At 26.0% G+C, this 22,122-nt stretch carries 20 protein-coding genes; 13 read left to right on the forward strand and 7 right to left on the reverse strand.

Annotation, left to right across the window (positions count from 1 at the left end):
- Positions 1–123: 123 nt before the first annotated feature.
- From lysS to BT997_RS14645, 3 genes are all read right to left on the reverse strand, one after another.
- A complete protein-coding gene (gene lysS, locus BT997_RS14635) occupies positions 124–1,650 on the reverse strand; it encodes a lysine--tRNA ligase (RefSeq protein ID WP_072682683.1) in 1,527 nt (508 codons plus the stop codon).
- A gap of 2 nt (positions 1,651–1,652) precedes the next feature.
- The gene (locus BT997_RS14640; RefSeq protein WP_072682684.1) at positions 1,653–2,450 is read right to left on the reverse strand and encodes a CvpA family protein; all 798 of its coding nucleotides are present in this window, start codon (positions 2,448–2,450) and stop codon (positions 1,653–1,655) included.
- An 83-nt stretch (positions 2,451–2,533) separates the two neighbouring features.
- The gene (locus BT997_RS14645) at positions 2,534–4,762 is read right to left on the reverse strand and encodes an ATP-binding protein (RefSeq protein ID WP_072682685.1); all 2,229 of its coding nucleotides are present in this window, start codon (positions 4,760–4,762) and stop codon (positions 2,534–2,536) included.
- Between the two features lie 144 nt (positions 4,763–4,906).
- On the opposite strand from BT997_RS14645, the gene ispG reads away from it, so the two are divergent.
- The 12 genes from ispG (at position 4,907) to BT997_RS14705 (ending at position 18,006) form a co-directional block, all read left to right on the forward strand.
- A complete protein-coding gene (gene ispG, locus BT997_RS14650) occupies positions 4,907–5,974 on the forward strand; it encodes a flavodoxin-dependent (E)-4-hydroxy-3-methylbut-2-enyl-diphosphate synthase (RefSeq protein ID WP_072682686.1) in 1,068 nt (355 codons plus the stop codon).
- An 88-nt stretch (positions 5,975–6,062) separates the two neighbouring features.
- Positions 6,063–7,502 (forward strand): replicative DNA helicase, encoded by a 1,440-nt coding sequence (locus BT997_RS14655; RefSeq protein WP_072682687.1) that lies wholly within the window; start codon positions 6,063–6,065, stop codon positions 7,500–7,502.
- Between the two features lie 83 nt (positions 7,503–7,585).
- Positions 7,586–7,975, forward strand: coding sequence for a prepilin-type N-terminal cleavage/methylation domain-containing protein (locus BT997_RS14660; protein ID WP_072682688.1), 390 nt, complete (start codon positions 7,586–7,588; stop codon positions 7,973–7,975).
- 41 nt (positions 7,976–8,016) lie between these two features.
- On the forward strand, positions 8,017–8,541 hold the full coding sequence (gmhB, locus tag BT997_RS14665) for a D-glycero-beta-D-manno-heptose 1,7-bisphosphate 7-phosphatase (RefSeq protein WP_072682689.1): 525 nt from the start codon (positions 8,017–8,019) through the stop codon (positions 8,539–8,541).
- A gap of 91 nt (positions 8,542–8,632) precedes the next feature.
- Complete coding sequence (locus BT997_RS14670; protein ID WP_072682690.1) at positions 8,633–9,175, forward strand: adenine phosphoribosyltransferase; 543 nt, start codon at positions 8,633–8,635, stop codon at positions 9,173–9,175.
- Between the two features lie 14 nt (positions 9,176–9,189).
- The gene (gene trpB / locus BT997_RS14675) at positions 9,190–10,404 is read left to right on the forward strand and encodes a tryptophan synthase subunit beta (RefSeq protein ID WP_072682691.1); all 1,215 of its coding nucleotides are present in this window, start codon (positions 9,190–9,192) and stop codon (positions 10,402–10,404) included.
- Positions 10,405–10,412: 8 nt separating this feature from the next.
- A complete protein-coding gene (locus BT997_RS14680; protein ID WP_072682692.1) occupies positions 10,413–11,099 on the forward strand; it encodes a DedA family protein in 687 nt (228 codons plus the stop codon).
- Positions 11,089–12,498 carry a leucyl aminopeptidase gene (locus BT997_RS14685; RefSeq protein ID WP_072682693.1) on the forward strand — a complete coding sequence of 470 codons (1,410 nt, stop codon included), beginning with the start codon at positions 11,089–11,091 and terminating at the stop codon, positions 12,496–12,498. Before BT997_RS14680 ends, BT997_RS14685 begins: the two co-directional genes overlap by 11 nt.
- A 35-nt stretch (positions 12,499–12,533) precedes the next feature.
- A complete protein-coding gene (rfaE1, locus tag BT997_RS14690) occupies positions 12,534–13,526 on the forward strand; it encodes a D-glycero-beta-D-manno-heptose-7-phosphate kinase (protein ID WP_072682694.1) in 993 nt (330 codons plus the stop codon).
- A gap of 111 nt (positions 13,527–13,637) precedes the next feature.
- Complete coding sequence (locus BT997_RS14695) at positions 13,638–14,492, forward strand: hypothetical protein (protein WP_072682695.1); 855 nt, start codon at positions 13,638–13,640, stop codon at positions 14,490–14,492.
- Positions 14,492–17,314, forward strand: coding sequence for an ABC transporter substrate-binding protein (locus BT997_RS14700; RefSeq protein WP_072682696.1), 2,823 nt, complete (start codon positions 14,492–14,494; stop codon positions 17,312–17,314). The genes BT997_RS14695 and BT997_RS14700 overlap by 1 nt, the downstream gene beginning before the upstream one ends.
- Positions 17,315–17,316: 2 nt before the next feature.
- Positions 17,317–18,006, forward strand: coding sequence for a response regulator transcription factor (locus BT997_RS14705; RefSeq protein ID WP_072682697.1), 690 nt, complete (start codon positions 17,317–17,319; stop codon positions 18,004–18,006).
- Positions 18,007–18,048: 42 nt separating this feature from the next.
- Here BT997_RS14705 and BT997_RS14710 read toward each other — a convergent pair whose 3' ends face one another.
- On the reverse strand, positions 18,049–18,744 hold the full coding sequence (locus BT997_RS14710) for a response regulator (RefSeq protein WP_072682698.1): 696 nt from the start codon (positions 18,742–18,744) through the stop codon (positions 18,049–18,051).
- A gap of 166 nt (positions 18,745–18,910) precedes the next feature.
- On the opposite strand from BT997_RS14710, the gene BT997_RS14715 reads away from it, so the two are divergent.
- A complete protein-coding gene (locus BT997_RS14715) occupies positions 18,911–19,282 on the forward strand; it encodes a hypothetical protein (RefSeq protein WP_072682699.1) in 372 nt (123 codons plus the stop codon).
- A 19-nt stretch (positions 19,283–19,301) separates the two neighbouring features.
- Here BT997_RS14715 and BT997_RS14720 read toward each other — a convergent pair whose 3' ends face one another.
- The 3 genes from BT997_RS14720 to BT997_RS14730 form a co-directional block, all read right to left on the reverse strand.
- Positions 19,302–20,060: a hypothetical protein gene (locus BT997_RS14720; RefSeq protein WP_072682700.1), complete on the reverse strand. Its 759-nt coding sequence runs from the start codon at positions 20,058–20,060 to the stop codon at positions 19,302–19,304.
- A gap of 92 nt (positions 20,061–20,152) precedes the next feature.
- Positions 20,153–20,842 (reverse strand): response regulator, encoded by a 690-nt coding sequence (locus tag BT997_RS14725; RefSeq protein ID WP_072682701.1) that lies wholly within the window; start codon positions 20,840–20,842, stop codon positions 20,153–20,155.
- Positions 20,829–22,122 (reverse strand): 7TM diverse intracellular signaling domain-containing protein (locus BT997_RS14730; protein ID WP_072682702.1); only part of this gene is annotated, 1,294 nt, incomplete at its 5' end. The genes BT997_RS14725 and BT997_RS14730, both read right to left, overlap by 14 nt.

Raw genomic sequence — 22,122 nt, forward strand, 5'->3', positions numbered from 1 at the left:
CATCTCTAGGTGGTCTGTTTGTCTTTCTAGTTCATCTTCTATTATATCGAACAGCTCTTTATCTGCTTGTTCTAATGTTTGCTCTGTTATGTAGCTCATATTTATATTTTCTCCTATATATTTTTAATTATTTTCAGTTTCTTCTGCGTGTAAATCAATTTCTGTTTTGATTGGTTTCATTGCAGGGAATAGTAATACATCTCTAATTGAGTGCTCATTTGTAAGCATCATTACTAATCTATCAATACCAATACCTTGCCCAGCTGTTGGTGCCATTCCGTAAGATAAAGCATTTACAAAGTCTTCATCCATCTCATGGGCTTCATCATCTCCACCAGATTCTTTTGCAGCCATTTGACCTTCAAATCTTTCTAGTTGGTCAAGTGGGTCATTAAGCTCAGAGAATGCATTTGCTATCTCTTTTCCTGCTATAAATAATTCAAATCTATCTGTTAAGTGAGGTTTTTCATCATTTCTTCTTGCTAATGGTGAAATCTCAACAGGGTACTCAGTAATAAACGTTGGGTTTATTAATTTATCTTCAACGTATTCATCAAATAATTCACCTTGAAGTTGACCTAAATTCATTTTTTCATTTACATCAACATTTGCAGTTTTTAAATATGCAATTATTTTATCTTTATCTTCTACAATATCTGCAGGTACACCACCAATATCAACAAGTGATTGGATTAGCGGAATTTCACTGAATTGTGTAAAGTCAATTTCTAAATCACCATATGGTAATGTAGTAGGTAATTCTAAATGTTCAAATAAGAATTCGAAATATTCTTTTGTAAGTTCAATTAAATCTTTGTATGTTTTATATGCCCAATAAAATTCAATAGAAGTAAACTCAGGGTTATGCGTTGCATCCATTCCTTCATTTCTAAAACATCTATTGATTTCAAATACTGCTTCAAATCCACCAACAATACATCTTTTTAAATATAACTCTGGTGCAATTCTTAAAAATCTATCAACACCAAGTGCATTGTGATGAGTAGTAAATGGTTTTGCATTTGCTCCACCTGCAATAGGGTGCATCATTGGAGTTTCAACTTCTAAGAAACCTTTATTTTCAAAAAATCTTCTTGTAAGAGAAATAACTCTAGATCTAATATGGAAAGTTTTTCTAACTTCACTATTCATTATTAGGTCTAAATATCTTTGTCTGTATCTTAACTCTTTATCTTGAATACCGTGATATTTTTCAGGTAGTGGTGAAATAGCTTTTGTTAAAATTTTTAATCCATCAACATGAAGTGATAATTCACCTTTTCCAGTAATAAATGGATATCCAGATACTTCAATAATATCACCAACTTCTACAGTTTTTTTGAAAGTTTCATTATAAAAACCTTCTGGTAGATTATCTCTTGCTACATAAATTTGTAAAATTCCACTTTCATCTTCTATTTTTAGAAATGAAGCTTTACCCATAAGTCTGAAGAATTTAATTCTTCCTGCAACTGTATAGTTTCTATTTTCATCTCTTTTTTCTTCTGTTTGTACAAGGTCACTATTTACATTTAAATATTTTGAAATTGTTGTATTTCTTGTACTTTCATTTGAATAAGGATTTATTCCTTTTTCTCTTAGTGTATTTGCTTTTTCAATTCTTTGCTGTATATATTTATTTTCAAACAATACTAATTTCCTTCTTTTAATTCTTCTGCCATTTTTGCAGCATCTTTTTTTATTTCTTCTGTATTTCCAAGTTCATCTGGAGTTTTATTTGCAGTTTCTTCTATTTTATTAGTAACTTTTTCTACATTTTCATTTACAGTTTTTTTAACTGTATTAATTACAGTAGTTCCTGATTCAACAGTAGTTTTTTTAATTTCATTTACAGTATCTTTGATTTCCTCAGTAAAAGTTTTTTCTTTTATTAAATCTGGGTCTTCTTCAATATCTTCTTTCTCTTCATTTGGAAGTTGTTTTTTTATAGCATTTGTAAAGTCAGATGTATCTAATTTTACAATGAATCCACCAGTTTCAATTAAAAATGGGAATGTTGTTGAAGTTGCAAATTTTTTATCCATTAATCCTTTAAACGATTGCATTTGATATAAAGCATATGCAATAACTGAGAAGATTAGAAATACTTTTGCACTACCAAAAACGAAACCTAAAATTCTATCAAATATTCCAAGTCCACTTGCCGAAAATATTTTACTTAAAATGATACCAAGTACATAAACAATTGCCCAAAAACCAATAAGTCCTATAACAAAACCAATTAATTTGATTGTTGCAATGTTTTCTAAAGCTAATATAGGTGCAATTATATTCCCAATATCTAAAGCAACTCTAGATGCTACAAAAAGCCCACCTATAATTCCAACTAGCCCAAAAACTTCTTTAATAAAACCTCTAAATAGTCCCTTTAAACCAAGTAGGACAGTGATACTTACGATTACCATATCAAAAATAGTAAAATCCTGCATATAAATCCTTTATATAATATGGCGCAATTATATCTTAGTTTTTCAAAATAAAAGTTTAATAAAGAATTGTTTCTAAAATGCTGCTAATTAAATATTATTGTAAATTTTAAACCTTTATATTTTTCATTTTCATAATTGAATTCTTCATTTTTTATATTAAGAGTGCAATTCATGTGTTTTACTAATATCTCTCGTGTCATATATAGTCCTATTCCTGTACCTTGACTTTGATGTTTTGTTGTAAAATATGGTTCAAATATTTTGTTTATAATATTTTCTTCAACTCCTCCTGCACTATCTTGAAAAGTTAAAGTGTTATTTTTATAATCAATAATTATGAGTTTTTTACTTTTGCAATTATTTGAAATAAATGCATCAATTGAATTATTTATAATATTTAATATTGCTTGTTGGAATTCATTTTTATATGCTAAAAGTTTTTCATCATGAGCTATATCTAAATGCAGCTGTATATTGTTATGTTTTAACTTATCTTTTAATAATGCAATATTTTCTAAAATTGACTCTTTTATTAAAAATTCTTGCTTTTCTTTATCTTGTTTAAAAAAGTCCTTAAAATCTTCAATTGTTTGGGATAGATATTGCGAATTTTTTAATATAAAATCACAAGAAGTAACAAGCTCTTGATTATTTAATATGTTTAGTTCTTTTTGTAGTTTAATAGAACTTGCTGCTGTTGATATACTAGTTAGTGGTTGTCTCCATTGATGGGCAATATTTTCAAGCATCTCTCCCATAGAAGCCATTTTATTCTGTTGGAATATTAGTCTATCTTTTTCTTTACTTTTCTTTATTTCAATTGATATCTTTTTTTCAAGATTATCATTGAGTTGTTTTAATTCTTTTGTTTTAAAATCTACAATAAGTTCAAGATTGTCATTTAAGCTTTTTAGTTTTTGGTGTTGTTTTATTTCTTGAGTTATATCTGTTAATGTAACAATTATATAAGGTTTATTTTCATCTTCAAAGCTACTTAGATTTACATTTAAAGTAAAATGATGAACTACTTCTTTTCTTTTAATTGCTGCTTTGAATTTTCTTGTTGGATTGTCTAAAATATATTCTGCCCAATTCTTCCCATCATAATCTTTTTCTATTACATATGAATCATCTAGCATTTCTATAAAAGTTTCACAAATACAATCATAATCTTTTTTATAATCATCTAAAGATTTATAATCATCAAAGAAAACTAAAAGTTCTTTATTTGCATTTTGTAATTTTTCTCCATCAGTAATAACAATAATATTTTTTTGAGAATCTAGTATTATCTGGTTTCTACTCTCTTGTAGTTTTATTTTTTTTAGATTTTCTTTTAATTCATTATTTAGTTTTTTTATACTGTTTGAGTAGAGATAATAAGTTAATAAACTAATTAAAAAACCGATAATAATGATAAACATAACAACATAACTTATTGAGCTTATTTTAAATGATTTAATACTATCTAGGTTGATATCTTTTAGCTTTTTTGTCATTATAACGTAGCCTATGACATCTTTATTTAGTTCAATAATTGAGAATGTTGTTAATAGTTTTTCATCAATTAGTTTATAGTCTTTAATTTTTAATATTTTTTCTAGATTATTTTTTTTTATAGTGTCAATTAAATAATCTTTTGCATTTAAGTTTGCAATATAATAGTCTCCAATAAATTTTTTTGTAAAAGGATATGTTAATTTATCTTTATGTTGTTTATCTGCTAATACAATAGAGTCTATTTTGTCATTTTCTAAAATTTTTGTAATAGAGTTAAAATGAGTTATAATTTCAAGTATTCCAACCATATTACCTTCTGAAAAAATAGGTATCATAGACTTAAAAGTCATATCGTATCTTCCCACACTAATAGAAGTTTGAATCTCTTTTTTCTTTAAAATATTTTTTACATCAGCCCTAAAAAGTAAAGAGTCCTTTTTTGTTTTACTCCAGCTTCTATAAAAACTTTTTCCTTTTTCATCAAGTATTTGAAACCATACATTTTTAAAGTTTGTTTTTTCTCTTAGTTCCAAAGAAAAAGGTTTTAAGTTGATATTTGTACTATCTTTTGTTAAAAGTGCATTTAATATTTTTTTATCTTTAGCTGCTGATATTGCAAAAGCTAGAGTAGCATTTTTTTTATCTTCAATTAATGTTGATAAATTTTTTTTCATGTGATTTGATATTTGTGAATATTTTTGTTTTAGTAGACTTTTTTCTTCTTTTTGTATATATTTATAAGATATAAGAAAAATACCTATTGATATAAGTATATATAATAGTAGTGTTATTACAAGTTTAGTTTTTCCCATAAAAAATCTTTTTATAATAGTATTATTAATTATAAGATAAATTTATTAAAGAAAGTATAAATTTTTTTAAAATAATTTCTATAAAAAAAACCAATAAAAAAACTTTACTATGAATTAATCTTTTTTTGATAAAATTCGCACACTATGAATAATATTAAAAGATACCCAACAAAAAAAATTTATGTAGGTGATGTTGCAATTGGTGGTGATGCGCCAATTTCAGTCCAATCTATGACATATACTAAGACTTCAGATGTGGAAGCTACAGTTGAACAAATAAGAGCTTTACATTTTGCAGGAGCAGATATTGTAAGAGTAGCAGTTCCCGATATGGCTGCTGCAAATGCACTAAAAAGTATTAAAGAACAAACTTCTTTACCACTTGTTGCAGATATTCACTTTAATCATAAATTAGCTTTAATCGCTGCCCAGTCTGTTGATTGTATAAGAATAAATCCAGGGAATATTGGAAATAAACAAAGAGTAGCAGAAGTAGTACGCGCTTGTAAAGAGAGAGATTTACCTATTAGAATTGGTGTAAATTGCGGTTCTTTAGAGTCTCAATTTGAAGATAAATATGGACAAACTGCAAAGGGTATGGTAGAGAGTGCAGATTATAATATCAAATATCTAGAGGATTTAGGATTTGAAGATATAAAGATATCTCTAAAAGCATCAGATGTTCAAAGAACAGTAGAAGCATATAGAATGCTAAGACCTATGAATAATTACCCTTTTCATTTAGGTGTTACAGAAGCTGGAACACTTTTCCATTCTACAATTAAATCTTCAATTGCTTTAGGATCTTTACTTCTTGATGGTATTGGTGATACTATGAGAATTTCTATTACTGGTGAGCTTGAAAAAGAGATTGAAGTAGGGCGTGCAATATTAAAAGATGCAGGGCTTACAAAAGAAGGATTAAATATTATTTCTTGTCCAACTTGTGGGAGAATTGAAGCTGATTTAGTAAGTGCAGTTGCCGAAGTTGAAGAGAAAACAAAACATATCAAAACACCACTTAATGTTTCTGTAATGGGTTGCGTAGTTAATGCCCTTGGTGAAGCAAAATCAGCAGATGTTGCAATAGCTTATGGAAAAGGTACGGGTCTTATTATAAAAAAAGGTGAGACTATTGCAAAACTTCCTACAGAAGAACTTTTAGATAGATTTTTACAAGAAGTAGAAGAAGAAGCTAAAAAAGAGCAATAGCTTTTTCTTCACTTTTCCTTACTTAACTTTTAGTCTTACTTATAAAATAAATTTAGATACAATTTAGCCTTAATAATTTGGAGAATCAATGGATAGTGTATATAGTATTAATATAGAAAGAGCAGTACTTAGTTCAGTTTTATTTAACCCTGAAGAGATAGAAGATATATTAGGTGTTTTAAAACCAAAAGATTTTTATTTACCTGCACATCAAAAGATTTTCGATGTAATGATGAAACTTCATAGTGATGATATGCCTATTGATGAGGAATTTATTAGAAAAAGAATTGATTCAAAAGATGTAGATGATTCAATTTTACTTGAAATACTATCTGCAAATCCAATTACAAATACACTTGCATATGTACGAGAAATAAAAGATGGTGCAGTAAAAAGAGAACTTACTACACTTGCAACAACTATTAAAAAAGTTTCACTTGAAGATGAAGTAACAGCAAATGATGCACTTGATGTAGTTCAAGGCGAACTTTATAAAATTTCAACAGATAGTGCAACTTCTGAATTAAAAGATATGGAAGTTATTACAGGAGATACTCTTTCTTATATTAAAAAAATGAAAGAGATGGGTAATAAACATCTAATTGGTGAAACAACTGGATTTTATGATTTAGATAAAAGAACAACAGGATTTAATGAAGGTGATTTAATTATTATTGCAGCACGTCCTGCTATGGGTAAAACTGCACTTGTTTTAAATATGGCTTTAAAAAATGTTGAAGCAAATAAAGGTGTAATATTTTTCTCACTTGAAATGCCTGCTGAACAATTGATGCTAAGAATGTTAGCTGCAAAAACTTCTATTCCTTTACAAAATCTTAGAAAAGGTGATATGGATGACAATCAATGGTCAAATCTAACTGCTGCTTTTGATGATTTAAATACAAAAAAACTTTTTGTAGATGATGGTGGAAGTATTAATATTAACCAATTAAGAGCAAGAGTAAGAAAATTAGCTCAAAATGAAGACAATAAAATCTCCCTTGTGATTATTGATTATCTTCAACTTATGCAAGGTGTTGGAAATAAAGATAGACATCAAGAAGTTTCTGATATTTCAAGGGGTCTTAAAATGCTTGCAAGGGAGATGAAAATTCCTATTATTGCACTTTCTCAGTTAAATAGGGGACTTGAAAATAGACCGGATAAAAGACCAATGTTATCAGACCTTAGAGAGTCTGGAGCAATTGAGCAAGATGCAGATATTATCATGTTTGTATATAGAGATGATGTATATAAAGAGAGAGATGAAGCACGAAAAGAGAAAGAAGCGAAAGATAAAGGTGAAGAGTATAAATCAACTTTCGTAAATAAACCTGTTGAAGAAGCTGAAATAATTATTGGTAAACAAAGAAATGGTCCTATTGGTACTGTAAAACTTGATTTCCAAAAACAACTTACTAGATTTATTGATAAAGAAAATTCTAATGAAGCACCTATTGAAGTTGTGTTTGAATCAGTTGTAGATACTAATAAAGAGACTCAAATAGACGTTCCAGATATTTTGTAGTAATTATAATATAATACATTTTATTATTATAAATTAAGTAAGCTATAGTTATAATCTTTTAAATTATTTTAAAAGGTTAAAATATGAAGAAAGCTTTTTCTTTGTTGGAACTTATTTTTGCAATTGTGATTATAGGGATTATTGCATCTTTTGCAATTCCAAAATATATGAATAGTAGAGATTCTGCTCTAGCATCTACTATAAAAAGAGATATAGTTACAACAACTACATCTATTCAAAGTTATTATTTAGTGAATAGAAAACTAGATAAAATATCAGATGCTATTACTTTAAATACTGCTAATTGGGTATTAACAGATAAAAAAATATCTTTTCTTGATAATGGTACAAATTGTATAGACTTAGAAGTAAAAGAGAGTAGTGTTTTGATTAAAATAATAAAAGATGCTGGAAATGTATGTAAAGCTTTAGATGAATTAGGTGTTAGAAATTTAGATATTGATTTAATATAGTTTTGATAGAATACATCTATATTTATACAAGGTAGATGTGTATGCAAAAAGCAATTTTCTTAGATAGAGATGGTGTTATTAATATTGAGAAGAACTATTTATATAAAATTGAAGATTTTGAATTTGTAGAAGGTGTATTTGAAACTTTACAATATCTTCAATCTTTAGAGTATAAACTATTTATTATTACGAATCAATCTGGAATAGGAAGAGGATATTACTCTTTAGATGATTTTGATTTATTAACTAACTGGATGAAAAAAGAATTAGAAAAATATGATATAAAAATTTCTCAAGTTGAATTATGCCCTCATGGACCAAACGATGGTTGTAATTGTAGAAAACCAAAAATAGGAATGATAAAAAATATTTTAAAAAACCATGATATTAATTTAGATAAATCTTGGTTAATAGGTGATAAATCTTCTGATATTAAATGTGCAAATAATGCAAAAATCACAAATACTATTCAAGTAAAATCTGGTCACAATTTTAATGAGAAAGAATCAATTGCAGATTATATTTGCCCAAGTATAAAAGAGGTTAAAGACATTATTTTAGATTAATACAACTTTATAAAACTATTATAGAGAATCATAATACTCTTTTAGATAAAATAAATACCTTTTAACAAATAATATTAAATTAGGAAAAAAAATGAGTTTGAGCCAAGAAGATAAAAAATTAATATTTGATTCAATAAGAGATATAAAGGACTTTCCAAAAGAAGGAATAGTATTTAAAGATATTACAACTTTACTAAATAACAAAGAAGCATATCAAGCTTTAATGAATCATTTAGAAGATAGATATAAATCTTATAATTTAGATTATGTTGCAGGTATTGACTCAAGAGGTTTTATTTTTGGTGCAGCACTTGCTGATAGGCTTAATATTGGTTTTGTCCCTGTGAGAAAAAAAGGAAAACTTCCAAGTACTACTGTATGTGAAAAATATGAATTAGAATATGGTTTTGATGAAGTAGAAATTCATTTAGATGCTTTTCCTAAAGATAATGCAAAGGTTTTGCTAATAGATGATTTAATAGCAACTGGTGGAACAGCAAATGCAGCGGCTAAATTAGTAAAGAATGTAAAGGCAGATTTAGTTGAAGTCTGTTTTTTATTAAATCTTACATTTTTAAAAGGTGATGAAAAGATCAAAGAACATGCACCAGTATATTCAGTGCTAGATATTTAGAAAAGAAGAGAATAATGAAAGAAGAATTTTATATACCAAAACCATCACCATTTGATCCAGATTCAAATGGGCACTTTGGAGAGTTTGGAGGAAGATTTGTTCCTGAAACTTTGATGCCAATTTTAAAAGAATTAGAACATGAGTATGAAAAATATAGATTTGATAAAGAGTTCTGGACTGAAGTTAATGATTTACTAAAAGATTATGTAGGAAGAGAAAATCCTTTATATTTAGCCAAAAATATAAGTGAAGAAATTGGTGCAAAAGTTTATTTAAAAAGAGAAGATTTAAATCATACTGGTGCACATAAAGTAAATAATGTAATTGCACAAGGTTTACTTGCTAAAAAACTTGGAAAAACAAAAGTAATAGCAGAAACAGGAGCAGGGCAGCACGGAGTTGCAACAGCAACTATTGCTGCACTTATGGGCTTAGAATGTACGGTATTTATGGGTGCAAAAGATGTAGAAAGACAAGAGTTAAATGTATTTAGAATGAAACTTCTAGGAGCAAAAGTTGTAGCTGTTGAAAGTGGAAGTAAAACACTTAAAGATGCTATGAATGATGCAATTAGATATTGGGTTACAAATGCAAGAGATACTTTTTATATCATAGGTACTGTTGCTGGTCCTCATCCTTATCCTGTAATGGTTAGAGATTTTCAAGCAATTATTGGTTATGAAGCTAGAAAGCAGATTTTAGAAAAAGAAAACAAACTTCCTGATTATGTAGTTGCATGTATTGGTGGCGGTTCAAATGCAATTGGTATTTTTTCTCATTTTTTAGAAGATAAAGAGACTACATGTATAGGAATTGAAGCTGGTGGACTTGGTCTTGATACTGATAAACATGGATGTTCTTTAGAAAAAGGAACTCCTGGTGTTTTACATGGACAGTGTTCATATCTTCTTCAAGATGAAGATGGACAAGTTTTAGAAGCACATTCAATTAGTGCAGGTCTTGATTATCCAGGAATTGGACCTGAACACTCTTTTCATAAAGATAACAGTAGTGTGGAATATGATTCAATAACGGATGAAGAAGCTTTAGATGCTTTTGTATGGTTATCTCAAAAAGAGGGAATTATTCCAGCTTTTGAAAGTTCACATGCAATTGCATATTTAAAGAAAGCAAAAGAAAGATTTAAAGATAAAATTATAGTAATTAATCTTTCAGGACGTGGAGATAAAGATATGGTACAGGCAAAAGATATTTTGCACTTTGATTAGGATTTTTAATGAAAACAAAATTACAAAATAACTCAGGAAAAATACTATTCGTAGTTGTTGCTCTGTTTGTTATCTTTTTAGGTTATAACCTTTATATTGCGCCAGTTGAAGGTTTTGAAAATAAGTTTGTATATCTTTTAAAAACATATGGATATATAATTTTATTTGCATGGAGTATACTTGAGGGTGAAGCTGGTCTTGTTATGGCTGGTTTATTATCTCATACTGGTGATATGAATATGTATATAGCTATATTTATTGCAGGTCTTGGTGGTTTTACAGGAGATCAAATATATTTTTATATTGGAAGATTTAATAAATCATATGTACATAAAAACTTTAAAGGTCAAAGAAGAAAATTTGCCTTAGCTCATTTATTACTTGTAAAATATGGTTGGCCAATTATTTTTGTACAAAGATATATGTATGGTATGAGAACTATTATTCCAATTTCAATTGGACTTACAAGATACAATGCAAAAATGTTTGCCTTTATTAATTTAATTTCAGCATGGTGTTGGGCAGCAATTACTATTGTCCCTGCTTGGTATTTTGGTGAAGAGATTTTAGTTGTATTAAAATGGGTTAAAGAACATTGGTATTATGCAGCACCATTAGCTGTATTCTTTGGTGGTAGTATTGTTTACTATTTCCATGCAGTAACAAAGAAAAAGGAGAAAAATTTTGAAAATTAATTTAATTGAAAAAAATATAAAAAAAACAAAATCAGATATTGAAATTATTATTGTAAGTTCTATAGAAAAAGTAGAAGATAAAAATATTTTAGAGACTTTAGGTTTTGAGCCTAAAGATGAAGCGGTAATATTATTACCAGAAGCAAGAAAAATATACGTAGGTTGTGAAAATAGTGATTACGATAGTATTGCTATTGCTGCATCTGCTGGAATTAAAAAATTTAATTCAACAAAATTCAAAAATGCTAAGATTTCATTAGAAAAATTATCTTTAAAAGCTTTAGTAGAAGGTGCTTCATTAGGTTCATATACTTTTAATAAATATAAATCAAAAAAAGAGAAGTCTAAAAAACAAGAATTAAATATTTGTGTAGATAAAATCACTTCTAAATTACAAAAAACTTTAAATGAATCAATAGTTATCTCAAATGCAGTTAATAGAACTAGAGATATGGTTAATACTACGCCAGAAGATTTTTATCCAGGTGTTATGGCAAATGTTGCAAAAGATATTGCAGACGAGTCAAATCTTCATTGTAAAATTAGAGGTGAAGAGTATTTAGAAAAAAATGATATGAACGCAATGCTTAGTGTAGGACGAGCTTCTGTTCATGAATCAAAACTTATTCATTTATCATATAAACCAAAAAATGCTAAAAAGAAAGTAGTATTAATAGGAAAAGGCTTAACTTATGATTCTGGTGGTTTATCTTTAAAACCCGCAGATTTTATGGTTACTATGAAATTAGATAAAAGTGGTGGATGTGCTGTTCTAGGAATTATGAGTGCTATTGCAAAATTAAATCTTCCTGTAGAAGTTCATGGTATAGTTGGTGCAGTAGAGAATATGATTGGTGGAGATGCATATAAACCTGATGATGTATTAACTGCTAAAAATGGGAAAACTATTGAAGTAAGAAATACAGATGCTGAAGGTAGATTAGTTCTTGCAGATTGTTTATGTTATGCACAAGAAGAGATTAAAAATATAGATTATATTTTTGATTATGCAACACTAACAGGTGCTTGTGTTGTTGGAGTAGGGCAATATACAACTGGTGTTATGGGTAATAATACAAACTTAAAAAGAGAAGTAGTTGCAAATGCTTTAGATGCTGGTGAATATGCTACTTCTTTACCTTTCAATAGATTTTTAAGAAAAACTATTAAGTCTGAAGTTGCTGATATTTGTAATGTAGCAAGTACAAGATATGGTGGGGCAATTACAGCAGGTTTATTTTTAGAAAACTTTATAAGTGAAGAAAATAAAGAGAAATGGGTTCACTTTGATATAGCTGGACCTGCATATGTTGAAAAAGCTTGGGGATATAATCCTTATGGTGGAAGTGGTGCAGGAGTTAGAATGACTCTTGAGTTCTTAAAAAATATACAAAAATAAGTTTAAATATTAAAAAATTAAAAAAGGCCAAGAATATGATTAAAATTGAAAAAAAACCAAAGATTTTAGTAATTGGTGATCTTATGATAGATTCTTATTTAATGGGAAAGTGTGAAAGAATTTCTTTAGAAGCTCCAGTTCAAATTGTGGATGTAGAAGAAGAAAAAACTTTACTTGGAGGAGCTGGAAACGTAATTCGAAATCTTACTTCTTTGGGTGCAAAAGTAAGTGTAATGTCTGTTGTTGGAAATGATGATACAGCTGTATCTTTAAAACATATGTTAGATGAGTTAGAAACTAAATCTTTTTTAATGGAACAGAAGGGGAGAAAAACTTCAAAGAAAACTAGAATTATGGCATCTCATTCTCAAGTTTTTAGATTTGATCATGAAAGTAAAAATAATATATCTTTTGATAATGTAAAAAAACTATATGCTAAATTACAAGAAAAAATAAATGCATATGATATTATCTTACTTGCTGATTATGGTAAAGGTGTATTAACAGCAGACTTTACACAAAAAATAATTACTTATGCAAATAAAAATAATGTGAAAGTAATAGTAGATCCTTATGGAGATAATTATGACAAATATAAAGGTGCTTATTTATTAATTCCAAATAAAGATGAAGCACAAGCTGTTACAGGTATTACAATTGATAATAATGATAGATTATTAGAAGCGTTAAAAGAATTAAAAAACAAATTTGAGATGCAAACAGCTTTAATTACATTAAGTGAAGAAGGTGTTGCAGTATTAAAAAATGATAAGCTTTCTATAATGCCTACAGTACCTTTAGAAGTATTTGATGTTACAGGTTCAAGTGACACAGTATTAGCTTCTATTGGCTTTGCATTAGCTTTAGATAATGATATTCATACTTCAGTTGAGTTTGCAAACTTAGCTACAGGTGTAGTATTAAGAAAATTTGGAAGTGCAACTGTAAGTTTAGATGAAATTCAATCTGACCAAGTTTATTTAGATAGAAAATTAATAGAAAAAAATCTTAGTTGTAAACTTAATTAAAAAAAGAGGAGCTATCTTCTTTTTTTAATAATTTTTTTATTATTACTTTATTTTCAATTAGTTTTAATTATTTTTAACTATTTATTGATATAATATATAATGAAAATTTTATTGATATTTTTTTTAACATTTACATCAGTCTTTGCAAAAAAAATTGAAGTAAATTGGCATATAACAAAATTTCCACCGTTTATGAATATTAATGATAAGCATAAAGATGGAATTTGTATAGATGCTATGAATACGGCTATTAATAAATTAACTGACTATGAACATAAAATTTCTATGGTTCCATTTTCTCGTACGATGGAAGAAATTAAAACATCAAATTTAATTTGTGCTCCATGTTTATTAAAAAATAAAGATAGAGAAGATTATATATATTTTTCAAAATCTTTTACTGCACTTGCAATGCAACTTGGTTTAGTTGTAAAAAGTAAATCAATAGAAAAAATTAAAAAATATATTTCTAATGAAAATGATGTTGATTTAGAAAAACTATTAGATTCAAATATCTTTAAATTAGGTATTGCAAATGGTCGCTCTTATAGCTTTGACATAGATAATATTATAAAAAAATATGAAGGTAAAAAGAATTTATATAAAAGGTCTGGAGCTAATATTTCAGATGGATTCATACAAATGATGATAGTTGATAGAGATATAGATGGAACAATAATTTACAATACAAAATTAGATATATTATTAAAAAAATATAAAAAAGAATTAAAAAAAGACTTTGTTTTTATAAAAATAAAGAATCTTCCTAATTTTAATCACGTATATATAGGGTGTTCTAAGAGTAAAGATAGTCAAGAGTTCATCAATAGTTTAAACAATAATATTTTAGATATACGAGAATCTGCTATATCCTTTCAAAAAAAAATGAAAAGAGAAGACTCCAAATATATAGATATGATTATTCCTACTTGGGATGAAATGCTTAAAAGTAAAGATGATTTCTAATGAGATTAATTTTTTTAATCTTAACTTTTGTTAGTTTTTGTTTTGCTCATGATGAAAATCATGAAGTCAATTTATATTTAAAATCAAAACATCAATTTCAATATGCAGGTTTTTATATTGCTAAAGAAAAAGGTTTTTTTAAAGAATATGGTCTAGATGTTCATATAAAAGAATCAGAAAAGGCTATAAATACTACAAATTTAGTTTTAGAAAATGATAATTCATTTGGAATATCCGATTCAATCTTAATTTATGAAAAGATGTTAGGAAAGAAGATTTCCCCTTTAGGTGCAATTTTTCAACATTCTCCTTTGATTTTTTTAACATTAGAGAAATCTAAAATTAATACTCCTAGTGATTTTGAAAATAAAAAAATTATGTTAGATTTAGAATCCAATGATAATACTTTAGTTAATACAATAAAGAAGAAATATAATTTAACTGACAAAAAATTACAAAAAATACCAACTTCAAATGATATAAATGATCTTATTTCTGGAAAAGTTGATATTTATGCAGCATCTTTAATCAATGATATTTTTTTATTGCAAAAAAAAGGTGTAGAGTATAATTATATTTATCCTTTAAATTTTGGTTTTGACTTTTATGGAGATATCTTATTTACTTCAGAATCAAATATAAAAGCAAATCCAAAAAGAGCAAAAAACTTTTATAAGGCCTCAATGAGAGGTTGGAAATATGCTTTTGAAAATATTGATGAAACGATAAAACTTATTTTAAAAAAATATAATACTCAAAAATTAAGCTATGAAAACTATTTATATGAGGCAGAAGTTTTAAAAGATTTATCAGAAGTTGAAAAGGGAAACTTAGGAAAATTAGAATTAAAAAGAATTAATCATATACTAAGTACGTATTTTCTTTCAAAAAATGATATTACTTTGGAAAGTATAAATGATTATGATTTTAGTTTATCTCTGGATAATAATTTAAAAACTACTAAAAACGAATATAGTAATGAAAATGAAGAGCAGTTAATAAAACTTATAAAAAAACCTTTTTATGAAATGAATATTGAACAGATAAAAAATATTTTTGAAGTCTATTTGCAAAAAGATTACATGATTGCTCTACAATTATATGATAGTTTTTTGGATGAAGTAATTTTTACTTCATGGATAGATGAAAATAAGATTTTGCATAAAGAGATGAAGAAGTATCATAAGAACTTTAATCCAAGTAAAATATTTCAGGAGAAAGAGATTATTATTAATAATAAGAAAATTGGCTATTTAAGAATTTATTATAAAAATAGTATGGATTTTACTCCTTCAGAATATGAATATTTAAAAAATAAAAAAGTTTTGAAATTTTGTACTAGGAACTCTTTCCATCCATATTCTTTTTTTGAAAACAATAAATATAAAGGAATTATAGTTGATTTTATGAAAGTTCTTGAAAGTAAAATAAATGCAAAAATTGAACTTGTGAGAACTAAAAACTGGGATGAATGTTTATCTTATGTGGATAAAGGAAAAGTTGATTTTTCTTCTATAATCTTAAGTAAACCAAATGTTTTTGAAAATTTAGAGCCAACAAAACCTTATTTAACAGGGCATCTAGTTTTAGCAACAAGAATTGATGAACCTTTTTTAATTGATATAGAAAAAATTGAAGATAATATTATAGGTATAAATTCATATTCAAAAAATATTAAACAGTTTATACTTAATGAGTATCCATATTTAAAATTGAAAGAGTTTAATGGAACAGATGAAGGATTAAAAGCTTTAGCGGATAATAAAATTTATGGATTTATTGATGTTTCTTCTTCTTTGGCATATAGAATACAAAATAAGTATGCATATGAATTAAAAATTATGAATAGATTAGATGACAGTGAACATGGTGGAAGTATGGGTGTTAAAGTAGGAAATAATATTTTACTTTCTATTTTAAATAAATCCATAGATTTAGTTTCTGACAAAACAAAAAGAGAAATTAAAAATTCATGGATTTCTATTCAACATGAAAAAACTATTGATTATAGTTTAATTTTAAAAATACTTGTTGTAATAGGTATTTTATTTGTAGCTTTTATGTATAGACAGTTTTTATTAAAAAAAGTAAATAGAGATTTAAAAAATGCAGTGAGACATGAGTTAAGAAAAAATAGAGAAAAAGACAAATTGTTATTTCAACAAGCAAAGTTGGCAAGTATGGGTGAAATGTTAAATAATATTGCTCATCAGTGGAGACAACCATTAAATGCCATAAATTCCAATGTTGCTGTATTAGATTCTATATTTATGAAAAAAAATATCATAGATAATAATTTAGAAAAGAATTTAATTGAAATTGAAAATCAAACAAAATATATGTCAGAAACAATTGAAAGTTTTAGAAATTTTTTTAATCCTGAAAAAGATAAACAGTTTTTTTTAATTTCAAATGCAGTTGATGATGCTATTAGTATAATAAATTATAATTTTAATAGACTAAATATACGCATTAGGATTTTTAATGTAAATGATACTTTGATTGAAGGTTATTTAGGAGAGTATATTCAAACAATAATATCAATTTTAAATAATTCAAGAGATGCATTTGTTTCTAAAAAATGTGAAAATGCAGAAATAAATATATATATAGATGAAATGATTATGATTGAAGACAACGCTGGTGGAATTGATGAAAAAATTATAGATAGAATTTTTGAGCCTTATTTTACAACAAAGCACAAAGATAAAGGTACAGGTACTGGTTTATATATGGCAAAAATGATAATAGAACATTCAATGAATGGAAATTTAAGTGTCGAAAATATTAAAAATGGATGTAGATTTAAAATAAAGGTTTAAAGATGAAAGATTATTACTCAGTTTTATATGCAGAAGATGATAAAGATGTTAGAAAAAATTATGTTTTATATTTGGAAAATTATTTTGAAAAAATATATGAAGCAAGCAATGGTAGAGAAGCATTAGGCATATATAAAGATAGAAAACCAGATATTTTATTGTTAGATATAACAATGGAAGAATTAAATGGTTTAGAATTAATAAAAGTTATTAGGAAAGAAGATAAAGAAACTCCTATAATTATATTAAGTGCACACTCTCATAAAGAGTTCTTATTTGAAGCTGTGAAGTTAAATCTTGTTGATTATTTAATTAAACCTGTAAATAGAAATGAATTTAAAAATGTGATTGAAAGTACTATAGAAAAGATAAGCCAAGAGAAGTACAAAGGAGAAGATGACAAAGTTATTATTTCAAAAGCATGTTATTGGGATAAACGAACAAGAATGTTTTTTAATAAAAATAAAATTGTAGATTTAACAAAAAATGAAAGAATATTATTTGAACTCTTATTAAATAAAAAAAATCAAATTGTAAAACCTTCAGATATCTCTTCTTATGTGTGGGATGACTCTTCTTCAAGTAATGTAAATGATGCAAGTATTAGAAATCTTGTAAAAAGATTAAGAAAAAAACTTCCTGTTGATATTATTCAAAGTATATATGGAAGTGGATATTTATTAAGTTTTTAAACTGTTTAAATGAAGAACTTTTATATTTTATTAGTTCTTTATTTATAATTGAAAGCTTGGAGTTAGTTTACATCCAAAGGCAGGTATTGTTTCAATAAATCTATATTCTAGTTTAACTCTAAGTCTATATATTAAAGTTCTTAATGTACTGTTTGAAACAGGACAGTCTGGCCAAATATTATATTCTATTTCTTCAAAAGTAATTATTCTTCCTTTTGCTTCAATTAAAATTTTTAAGAGATGCCTTTCTTTCACACTTAACTTAATAGGCGTATTTTTATAATATAAACTGTGATTTATATGATCATAGTAATAGTCAAATCCAATGTGAACACAGTTATTATTTATTAATTCTTGCTCTTGTTTACTAATTTTGTATAAACCAAGCATAATTGTAGATTTTAATTCTTCTCTTTTAAAAGGCTTTGATAGATAACCAATAGGGTTTGTTTCTATCGCTTTTGTTATTGTTTTATCATCAGAGTCTGCTGTTAAATAGATTATGGGAATATCTTTTATTTTTTGAATATCTTGAGTTGTTTCAATTCCATTTTTACTATTTTTTAGATTAATATCCATAAGTATTATATCTGGCATTTCTTCTTTTACACTAGTTATTGCATCAATATTATTTGTAACTGTATTTGTGACTTGAAAGCCTAATTTAGTTATTGTATTTTTTATATCCAATGCTATTATAGTTTCATCTTCAACAATTAATATTTTTGTTTTATACATATTTATTAAAATATCACTTTTTATTATTTATGATATTGTACACAAAAAACAATAACATTATTATCAATTCTTATATATTTATAGTTAATAAAATTAATTTTGTGACGCTAGTTGTGACACTAATAAGTTATTATAGTAATAAATAATTTAAAATATGGGTAATATAATGTCTGAAGAATCTTTGATAAATGAATATACATCTCTTAATAAAGAATTAAAGAAAAATGATCGTTTCATGCAAAAACTTTTAGCTTTACTTTTTTTATTTATTTTTATTCTTTTATTAATTTATGTAATTAATATAATTAATAGTACAAATACAGAGATATTAAATCTTTCTATTTTTAATAGTTATACTATTTCAGAAGAGAATATTTTATATTTTAATATCACATTATATAGTACTTTTTTTATACTTCTTATTTTTATCTTTACAGTTTTATATGGTCTAAGAAAAAGAGACTATTTAGTCTCTAGAATCTTAGAAATAAGTGATTTATTAAATGATACTTCTTCTAAAGCTTCTTCAAAAATTTAATTAATAAATATGTTTTTTATTAATTTAAAAAAACTTTTTTAAAAAATTTGGATGCAAAATTTGGATTGTATGAAATAATTAAGAAAGGTACATTTAGTGAACCATATCCTTTCATTTCTTTATAAATATCAACTCCACCTAACTTTTTAAATAATTTCAAATGATCTTTTCTTATTCCTGAAAGTGCAATATCTATATCATTGTTAATAAATACATTATATATACCACACATCAGGTATTTAAATTCTTGATTTAATCCTGCTCCTCTATGTTTTACCACATTTCTTGATATTTCACCAATACAGTTATATTTTTTTCTTACATCATCAAATTTAATTTTACCTTCTGTTGGTAAACCCTCTTCAGAATCAAAGATTAACCTTATTGAACCGCTAACTTCTTTATTATTTTTATAATATATTATTGCAGAATGTGTGTCAAATTTGTCAAAGTTTAATCCTTCTATTGTATCAGGAAATTCTTCTTGGTAATTTATGTCTGTATAGACATCACTTCTTAATTTAAATACTTCAATTAGCTCTTCTGCGGTGGTTGTAAGTTTTAGGTTTTCACCAGGATAGTTCCAACATAGTTTTTTGTTAAAAGATATTGTTTTCTCGATAATACTTTCTAAAAAAATACGTTTATTAAAAATCTCTAATGCTTTCTTTTGTTCATTGTAGAAACTTTCAGGAAGATAATTTATCTTCTCTTGAATACTTCTATTTAGAAGTTCTTGTAGTTGGTTTAGTGATACATTTTTGTTTATGTTCGTCATTTTTTGTCCTTTTTTAGGACAAATTGTATATGGCTTGTGTCACAGTTTCTGTCACAGAAACTGTAGTTTATTAGTTAAATATAAATGTTATATCAGAAGTTAGGTGTTAGTTTACATCCCATAGATGGTATAGTTTCGATAATTTTGTATTCTAGTTTACCTCGAAGTCTATAAAGTAGAGTTCTTAATGCACTATTTGTTACAGCTACATCAGGCCAAATATAATATTCTAGTTCTCTAAATGAAACGATAGCTCCTTTTGCTTCTACTAATATTGTAAGAAGTCTTTTTTCGTTAATACTAATTTTTATAGGTATATTATTAAAGAAAAGTATTTCATCTTCTAGATTATAATAATAGTTAAAACCTAGATATGTACATTTAGTTTTAGTATTAATATTATTTGACATATTAATTTTATAGAGACCTAGAAGTATAGTGGATTTTAATTCATCTCTATTAAATGGTTTAAGAAGATAACTAATAGGATTAGTCTCTATTGCTCTAGTTATTGTTTCTTCATCTGAATATGCAGTTAAGTATATCACAGGAATGTTTTCTATCTTTTGAATTTCTTTTACGGTTTCAATACCATCCTTACTATTTTTTAGGTTTATATCCATTAATATAATATCTGGTTTATTTTTGATTATACTAGATATTGTTTCATCAAAATTTTTAACACATCCAGTCACTTCATAATCTAGATTGATTAATGCTTTTTTTATATCAAGAGCAACAATAGATTCATCTTCGACAACTAAAATTTTATTTTTTTTCATTTTCTAGCCAACTTATTGTTGTTATTACACCATTTGATGAATTAATATCAATTTCTCCATCTAGTTGTTCTGTAGTTAATGTAGTAACTAATAATAATCCTAATGAATTAGATGCTATATTTTGATCATAACCAATTCCTGTATCTTTTACCTCTAACGTAAGTCTATTAATATTTTTGGAAAGTTTTATATTTATTGAGCCATTATTTTGAGGAAAAGCATATTTAAAAGAATTTGTAATTAACTCATTTAATATAAGTCCACAATATATAGCCTGTTCCATTTCTAAATCACATTCTATACTAAGATTTAATTTAATATTATTTTCATAACTGGATCTGACTTCATCAATTAAAGTTTCAAAATATTCATAAGCATTTACATGTGATATATCATTTTGACTATATAATAGTTCATGTAAATGACTCATTGCATTGATTCTATTTTGTATTGTAAGCAATATATCTTGTAATTTAGTATCTTTAATTTCGTCATTTTGTAGTCTAATTAAAGAAACAATAGTTTGCATATTGTTCTTAACTCTATGATTTAATTCTTTTAAAAGTAGGTTTTTTTCACTCAATGTTTTTTGTAAACTTTTTGTTTTCTCATCAACCTGTTTTGATAATCTCTTTGTTTCACTTTTCTGTTGTTTAATAAGTTTCTCATCCATTTCATTCTTCTCTTTTTGTAAGCTATTAATTTTATTTGCAAGTGCAATAGAAAATACGATAGCTTCCGATACAAAAGATGTTTCAATTAAATAAGGTATGTATGTATGAATATTGAATATTCCTGCACTTGATAAATACATCAACATTCCAGATGTTAAGAAAATTATCCAACCAAAAAGAATGAAATATGCTTGTTTATTTTTTTTAATAACTGCATAAAAAGTAAAATACATCAAATAAATAAGTAGTAACATGGTTATACTATTTCTAAATTTATCATAATTATCTGTGAGTAAAAAAAATAGAATTGAAATGGGAATTAGTATAAGAAATCCATTTAATATTTTATTATGAATTTTATATTTTTCTGTTTGTAAAAAATATTTAGTAAAGAAACCTAATGCATAAACTGGAAGGGCAACGACAACTGATGCAAGTTCTATAATAAAGCCCATACTTTCAGGGCTTAACATATGTGTTTTTATAAAGCCTACATAAATCAGTTGATGTAAGATTATTCCAAAAATGTAAAGAACATAATAAAGATAACTAACATCTTTTGTAAAAAAATAGATAAAAAGATTATATATACCTAATATAAACATC

It is taken from the genome of Arcobacter sp. LA11, from assembly GCF_001895145.1.
Taxonomy (GTDB): domain Bacteria; phylum Campylobacterota; class Campylobacteria; order Campylobacterales; family Arcobacteraceae; genus Halarcobacter.